At 41.6% G+C, this 8,261-nt stretch carries 3 protein-coding genes and 2 pseudogenes; 4 read left to right on the top strand and 1 reads right to left on the bottom strand.

Annotated features, from left to right (window positions below; all coding sequences use genetic code 11):
• A pseudogene (locus WBM98_RS04660) lies at positions 1–276 on the top strand (SPFH domain-containing protein); the annotation flags it as partial.
• Positions 277–535: 259 nt separating this feature from the next.
• On the opposite strand, the gene WBM98_RS04655 reads toward WBM98_RS04660, so the two are convergent.
• Positions 536–2,221, bottom strand: coding sequence for a glutamine--tRNA ligase/YqeY domain fusion protein (locus WBM98_RS04655; RefSeq protein WP_424364862.1), 1,686 nt, complete (start codon positions 2,219–2,221; stop codon positions 536–538).
• 281 nt (positions 2,222–2,502) lie between these two features.
• On the opposite strand from WBM98_RS04655, the gene WBM98_RS04650 reads away from it, so the two are divergent.
• The 3 genes and pseudogenes from WBM98_RS04650 to WBM98_RS04640 form a co-directional block, all read left to right on the top strand.
• Positions 2,503–4,758, top strand: a complete 2,256-nt coding sequence (locus tag WBM98_RS04650; RefSeq protein WP_424364861.1) for a gliding motility-associated C-terminal domain-containing protein — start codon at positions 2,503–2,505, stop codon at positions 4,756–4,758.
• A 47-nt stretch (positions 4,759–4,805) separates the two neighbouring features.
• Positions 4,806–6,929 (top strand): PorP/SprF family type IX secretion system membrane protein, encoded by a 2,124-nt coding sequence (locus WBM98_RS04645; RefSeq protein WP_424364863.1) that lies wholly within the window; start codon positions 4,806–4,808, stop codon positions 6,927–6,929.
• A 550-nt stretch (positions 6,930–7,479) separates the two neighbouring features.
• Positions 7,480–8,261, top strand: a pseudogene (locus tag WBM98_RS04640) (hypothetical protein); the annotation flags it as partial.

The following is an 8,261-nucleotide window of genomic DNA, read 5'->3' as shown; positions in this document are numbered from 1 at the left end:
GCCGATCAGCGTCGGGAAATCGCCAGGGGCCTCGAAGAGTCTGTTGAAGTTTTGAACAAGGTAGGAATCAATTCCCAGGAAGCATCCGCCTTGATCGTGGTTACCCAACATTATGATACGTTACAATCTATCGGCGAGGAGACCAATACCAATTTAATCCTTTTACCCAACTCACCACAAGCCGGTAGCGATATGTTGAACAATATGGTGGCTTCTTTTACGGCAAGTAATATGATCGGGGAAGAAATGAAAAAGAAGAATCCAAAGAAAACCTAAGTCGTTATAATTTATAAACACAAAACCCACTTGGCTTACAAGTGGGTTTTTTTATGGATTTACCCCTATGTATTCGTAAAGGCTAAGATCAGCTCCGAAAAAAACCAATTCGTATATAAAAAGCACTGGAACCCTTTCCTTCACCTTAACCAACGCCTACTATTGTTTTATAACAAATCCGTCTTAAAACGCTTTTAAAATAGCCGTTTCACATAGATAATACCGATTGATATATTTTCTTTGATAAAGAATATCGATTTTAGTTGTTTTGCTGTATTTTTGCCCAGGTGTCCCGAAGTCCAACCGTTTTGTTGAAAACCAAATTTTCGGGAGTTGAATCCTGATCGACACAGAAATAGCCCAATCTTTGAAACTGTACCCGGTCCTGAATTTTGGCGTTTTTCAAACTAGGTTCCAAATATCCTTTGATTACGTTCAAAGAATCTGGATTTACGAATTCCATAAAATCCTTATCCTTGTGCGTATCTGGGCTTTCGTCTAAAAATAAACGATCATATATGCGAATCTCGGCCTCCAAAGCATGCTTAATGGAAACCCAATGCAAGGTCCCCTTTACTTTGCGTAAGCTTTCCTCGGTACCACTTCCGCTTTTGCTTTGCGGGTCATAAGTACATTGTATTTCTGTAATAGTACCATCGGTATCTTTAGTACAACTAGTAGCTTTGAGGATATATGCATTCTTCAATCGCACCTCACCACCAAGCTTTAATCTAAAGAACTTGCGATTGGCTTCTTCCTTAAAATCATCCCGCTCGATATAAATCTCTCGCGAAAAAGGAACCTGTCTTGATCCGCCAGAGGGATCCTCGGGATTGTTTTCTGCTTCCAACCATTCTTCCTTACCTTCGGGGTAATTGGTTATTACAACTTTTACGGGATCCAATACGCCCATTACCCTTGGGGCAATCTTATTCAAATGTTCGCGAACATGAAATTCAATTAACGAGACATCTATTAAATTTTCCCGTTTTGCAATACCAATCGTATCGGCAAAATTTCGAATGGATTCTGGCGTATATCCCCTTCTACGCAATCCTGAAATAGTAGGCATTCGTGGGTCATCCCACCCTTTTACAGTACCCTCTTCTACCAATTTCAATAATTTTCGCTTGCTCACTACGGTATGGCTCAAATTCCTACGGGCAAATTCACGCTGTTTTGGTCGTACCTTATTTTTGTCATAGACCTGATCCAAAAACCAATCATAGAGTTCCCGATGAGGCAAAAATTCAAGTGTGCATAGGGAATGGGACACCTGTTCGATATAATCACTTTCCCCATGGGTCCAATCGTACATGGGATAAATACACCAATCGGTATTTGTTCTGTGGTGGGCCTTGTGCAAGATGCGGTACATGATAGGATCCCTCATTAGCATATTTGATGAGGCCATATCAATTTTGGCCCGTAATACATGTGACCCCTCTTCAAAATCCCCATGTTTCATACCCTCGAACAATTCCAGGTTCTCTTGAATGGTTCTGTTACGAAATGGACCATTCGTTCCGGGTTCGGTGGGTGTTCCTTTTTGTGTTGCCATTTCCTCAGATGATTGGCTATCGACATAGGCCTTGCCATTTTTTATCAACAGTACGGCCCAATCATACAACTGTTGGAAATAATCAGAAGCATACCTTTCGGTATCCCACTCAAAACCCAACCATTTTACATCGTGTTTAATGGCGTCTACAAATTCCTGTTCTTCCTTTACGGGATTAGTGTCGTCAAACCTAAGATTTACCGGGGATGCATATCGCAATCCCAACCCGAAATTAAGGCAAATTGAACTCGCATGGCCAATGTGCAGATAGCCGTTCGGTTCTGGGGGAAAACGAAAGCGCAAAAGATCTTTTGGAAACCCGTTTGCCAGGTCTTCCTCAATAATATGTTCAATGAAATTCAACGATTTTGGAGCTTCACTCATTTGACTTCTTTTATGCAAGGCAAAAGTAGGAAAAATGCAGGGAATATGGGGCATTAAATACCGTAGCATACAAATAGTAGGTTTTCACAACATATTTGCAATATGCCACAACATTAAATTTTAAAGCCTATTATTAAATAACATATTTGTTTTTGAATACAAATGTTCGATTGACAGTAACACGGTATCAAATTACCCCCTGAAGGAGATAGTGTGTTAAGTGTAACCCAAGTCATACTATTAAAAAAGTAGTCATTTAACAAACTACAACGATTTAAGTTATGAAAGCAAAAAGAATGTTCCGCATCAAATTTTTACTAGCGACATTTATGCTATTGGGTGTATTTTCCCTTTCCGCACAGATACTCGTTAATATTCCAGAACCAGCAGATAATCCGAATCTGGCTGGTAACTCTCCATGGACTGCCATTTGTGCAGGGGTAGGGGGGTTCAACGAATACTACATAAATATATCATGGGCTGGTACCGCCAATGGCGCTAATGAATTTATATTGGAGCTGTCCGACGCCAATGGGGATTTTACCAATGCGGTGGAACTCTTGCGGGTCAGCGACCAAAACACGAATTCATCCAAAGAGTTTAATACCGCATTTTCCATTCCTACCGATACCAGAGGTCAAGGGTATACCATGAGGGTACGATCAACAGACCCTGCCAACACCAGCGATCCGTCCCCTGCATATCATATGTACTATATGGATGTTACGACCAATATCAACATCAGTGCCGACGGGAGTGGGGTGCCACCAGGAATGGTCTGTGCCACTGGGCCTATTACACTACAGGTCGATAACGTGCCCAATCCAGAAACCTATCAGTATATTTGGTATATGAGCGGAACACCCTTAAGTGGTGAAACGGGGCATACCCTAAATGTAACCGCTTCCGGAATGTACTACGCCATTATAGATTATGGTTCCATTTGTTCGGGTTCAGGGAATACCGATTCGAATATCGTGGATGTTACCATTGGTTCAGGAGGCCAAGGTATATTTATCAATCCGCCTACAAAAAGTGTTCTTTGTGCCGGGGAAACCGAAACCTTAAGTATTAACACAACAGATGCTTCCTGGGCCTATATGTGGTTTAAGGATGGTGTTCAAATTTCTGGCGCAACATCTTCCACGTATACGGTAGATGCTTCCAATGCAGATTTTGAAGGAGATTATCAAGTAGAGATTTCTTCAAATGCCATTTGTAATGAACGTTCAGTACCCATAACCATGTCCAATGCGGATGATTTTACCGTAACCATGGACAATGCGGCCAATATCGTCTTACTGCCTACACAAACAGAAACCCTTAGTGTGGCCACGACTGCCATTTCCCCTTCGTACAAATGGTATAGAAATGGGCTCGAACTATCTGGTGAGACAAGCGCCACTGTGAACGTTGCCCAAGAAGGAACCTATTATGTGGAAGTAACCCAAGGCGGTGGCACATGCCCCGGAACCCTAAAAAATTCGGAAAACACTATGGTAGTTGTTCCGGACTCTTTTGAAATTGTGACGGATTATGCTGCGGCTTATACGGCTTGCGCATCCACTGACGTAGTTCTTCAGGTACAAACCATACACGCAGTATTAACAGATCTAAGTAAAATAGATGTGACCGCGGACATTGCCTCTGACTTTACCTATCAATGGAAATTGAACGGAACCGATGTATCCGCTGCTACAGGGTCTTCCCTAAGTTTGACCGATATAGCCGAAAATGGTAATTATACACTCGAAGGGACCATCAGTTCCTACAGCACTACAAGTAACAGTCTCAGTGTACAACTGCTTACCAATGAAACTTTAAGCATTGCAAGCACCGGAACAGTATATTGTAGCCCTTCGGATAGTGTTACCCTAAGTACAACAACGGATCTTACAGGAGAATCTTATGAATGGCAAAGAGATGGTGTTGCTGTCAATACCACGGATACAGCCTTTGACATTGATGCCGTTGGAACATACCGTTTGGTATTAGAAAAGAATGGTTGTTCCTTGATCTCTAATGAAGTAACGATTCAAACCCTAGACGCTTCCCTGATTACTTTAGATCCTTCAGGGGATGTGGTTTTGCCCGAAGGATCGTCAAGAACCATTACGGCAAATGGGGGAACGGCATATCGATGGTACGATGCGAACAATGTGGAAGTTAGCGCTTCAGCTTCATTAAGTGTTACCGAAGAGGGGACCTATACGTTGATTGCCAGTATTGACAATTGTGAACTTACCCGACAAATCAATGTCACCTATCTAGACACCTTTAAAATACCAAATGTTATAAGTGTTAATGGTGATGGTATAAACGATCAATGGGTAATTCCAAATTCGTATTCCAACAAGACTGACGTCAATGTGATCATCTATAATGAAAAGGGTGAGGAAATACTTAATGAATTCGAATACAAGAATACATGGCCATCTTCTTCCATGGCCTTTCCAAAACAGAATATGGTGTTCTACTATAAAATCAGGAATGCCCAGGAAGTATTGAAACAAGGTACTATAACTGTAATTAGATAACTAATACAATGGTTAAGAATAGAATTATATGTTTGCTCATACTTATTATGGCATTGATCAAGGTCAATGCACAAGAAGACTCGCCATTTGTTACCTATGACGTGCCTTCCCAGAATTTGTTGAAATATAACAGATTCTTGATCAACCCAACGTTTTCCACTGTCAGGGAAGATGTTTCGTATATAAATCTATTACACAGAAACCAATCGGTACAATTTGATGATAACAACCAAAACTATTTCTTAAGCTACAGCGGTAGGATTAGTGACAGAACCGGTTTGGGCCTTAGTCTATATTCACAACGTGAAGGAACCGTGAGCAATTTCGGGGTGTTGGCAAACTATGCCTATGGCGTCAAATTAAGTGACAAAAGTAATTTCACATTTGGAGCCAATGTTTCCTATTACAATAGTGGTTTTGATCAAAATCGCGTAACCACCGTTGAGGAAGATCCCTTCCTCGCTGGACTCCAAGACAGTAATTTATTATCCTTTCAACCGGGGTTCAATATTTCTTATGGTAAGTTCGATTTTGGTTTATTCGCTGAGAACCTTTTTGATTACAACCTAAAGACCAGTGAATCGGTAACCGATTTCAAAGACAAAACGTTTTCGGGACATTTACAATATACCCATGAATTTGAAAATGCCACAGGTATTCTAGAGGGCGGGCGATTAATGCCTTTGGCCCGAGCCAGAAAGGTTGGGGAAGATGATGTAGTTTTTGGCGGTAGTCTTATTCTTGATCTCCCAAAACTCGGCTGGGTACAAGGTGGTTATGATAGTTTCTATGGAGCTGCTGCCGGTGTTGGGTTTAATCTAAGCAAACGCCTCTCCCTTGGTTATACCATGGAAAAAGGACTCTCGAATAATTTTGACAACTTTGGTGTAACACATGAAATCTCCTTTGCCTATTCCTTTGAGCCGAACTTGACAGAAGATCGCGTACTACTTGAGAATGATAATGAACTGGTTGGGAACGATGACGAGGTTCGGGAAAATGCCATGGCCAGTAATGACGATCTGGAAGAACTAAAAAGGAAATTGGCCGAGAACGATGCCATCATTGAAGAATTGATGTTCAGACAAGATTCTTTAGAGGCCAATCGAAAAGAGGACTTACAAAGGCGTTTTGAAACGGTCATGCGAATGGTCCGCAATGAAACCAAAGGCGAGCGTCCCGACCTAGAGGAAAAGGCCAGAATAATGTTCCTCGGGGACGAATCCGACTTGGCTCTCGCAGCCAACAACCCAAGCAATGACGGAAGGTCCCAAGGAACGATTCCTAAATATACCGAAACGTATGATAATAAAATAAAGACAGGCCCGAAAAAATCGGAATCGAACAACGATACACAAGCGGTTTTTAATACGACAGCACCGTCTTCCAAGGTAAAGGATGCGGTTGCCGCTGCCGAAACAACGAAAACAATTCGGCCCGAAACCTCCAAAGATCGTGTACATAGTACCACGCCCGTCCGCAATATCAATGAAAAGGGTATAAAGAGCAGAAAATTCAGGGATTTACAAGGTGTTGATGATGGTTACTATGTTGTGGCCAATGTGTATAAAGGCGGTATCTATATGAAAAAATTCATGGATGGTCTTGCGCAAAAAGGAATCGCCGCCGATTATATTGATAATCCCAATAATGGCCTTAAATACGTATATCTAAAGCGTTATGACTCATGGCAGGAAGCTGCGGATGCCTATACTAACAATATCGATGGGAAATACGACGGTGAAACTTGGATCATGAATGTTGACAACCGATACACCAATGAGGCATACGCGGAAAATTCAACCAAAATAAAGGAGAAGTCTTCCAAATACAATACAGAAGTGCTTCAAAAGAATGTCATTGTAAAGGATAAGGTTGCCGCGAATAATCAGGAACCCAAAACCCAAATCATCAATGGGGTGGATACAGGTTATTATTTAATCGCCAATGTTTTTGCGAACCCGAATAATGCAAAACGATTTGTAAAGCTTTTGAATTCCTATGGGCTACATGCCAGTTATTTTATAAATCCTGAGAATAATTTCAGATACGTGTATTTAAAGCGTCACCAATCTTGGAACAACGCCCTTATTTCTTACTATACCAAGCTAAACGATTCGTATGATGACAAAATGTGGATCATGCGTGTTACACCTAGCCAGATGGCCTAAATAGGCGTATTGTTGAAAAATGGCCCATTGTCTGTTTAGATAATTTTCATGCGACCATTCATAAAGGCATAACTTCGGCGCCCAAAATTTTGAGGTGATCTAATGGCCAACCCCATGACATGCCCGTCTTAATTTTTGATGTGGCCATAATTCCCTGGTTTTACTAAAAAATACTGTCGACACTGTCTATTCCCATTTTCACCACGACCCATCCTTTTTTAACATTTTCACTTCATTTTACAATTTGATCGATATCGCAGATAGAAATCTATGGCATGAAGTTGTGCCAAGAGGCTATAGGATATGGGGGACTCTTTTTCCGATTAAACACAAAGTCGCTTTCAGGTCGATGTTACCGAGGTTTGCAGACCTTATTTAAATTGCGTTTCACAACAGAACTAAGGCATACCACAACATTAAATTTCCCCCTTGATTTTAATGGACAATATTTGTTATTGGGAGTTTCCAAACCCTTTTTTCATGGAACTCATTGTAAAATGACAAAGCCATCAAAAATAAAAAACAAGATAAAACCAAACTTACTGACCCGATGAAAGTAAAGTCGAACGTTTATTCCTTAATAGCCTGTTTCTTTTTTCTAGGTATATTTTCTACATATTCCCAAGTAAAAAATGACTTTGATGTTCGTTATGAAGCGGATATTCGAGGGGAGCTCACCTTTATTGCCAATAATATTGTCAATAGGCAGGTCGATGCGCATTGGGAAGGCGCATGGGAAAGAAGGGGTCGTCGTTGGGTATGGAATCCGGAAGCAACTTGGGTGCCCGCAGAAAGCCCTAATGACCCTTATGACCTAACGGGAAATTCCTCGGATTATAATGACAATCTCAATATGCAATATATTGATGTTGATAGTGATCCTTCAACCTTCAGCTCCAGTAGTGCCACCTTGGATGTACCAGACGAAAACTGTTCTTTGGTTCGTTATGCCGGACTTTATTGGTCGGCAGTATATGTAAACGCAGACAGAAGTAATATCGATGATATAAAATTTCAAGTGCCAGGAGGCGCGTATCAGGACATCACTGCCGATGAAATTCTATTTGATGGGAGTGGGGATATCGATTTTGGCTACTACAGCCCCTATGCCTGTTATGCAGATGTAACGGCCATAGTTTCTGGCCTTGCGAACCCCGATGGCGACTATTTCGTGGCCAATGTGCGGGCAAGTTCGGGAAGCAGTATCTCAGGTGGTGTTTCCGGGGGATGGACGATGGTGGTGGTCTATGAAAACCCAAACCTTCCTGGAAGTAAGTACATTACCACTTTTGATGGGTATGCCGGGATTGCATCCGCGGCTCCAGATGTTGA

It is taken from the genome of Maribacter sp. (assembly GCF_049667165.1).
In the GTDB taxonomy this organism is placed as follows: Bacteria; Bacteroidota; Bacteroidia; order Flavobacteriales; family Flavobacteriaceae; genus Maribacter_A.
The sequence above is the reverse complement of the archived record's forward strand: the minus strand, read 5'-3'. Positions and strand labels throughout refer to the sequence as shown.

Coding starts and splice junctions, on each gene's coding strand:
- WBM98_RS04655 (WP_424364862.1), bottom strand. CDS start 2,221: ATGAGTGAAGCTCCAAAATCGTTGAATTTCATTGAACATATTATTGAG.
- WBM98_RS04650 (WP_424364861.1), top strand. CDS start 2,503: ATGAAAGCAAAAAGAATGTTCCGCATCAAATTTTTACTAGCGACATTT.
- WBM98_RS04645 (WP_424364863.1), top strand. CDS start 4,806: ATGGCATTGATCAAGGTCAATGCACAAGAAGACTCGCCATTTGTTACC.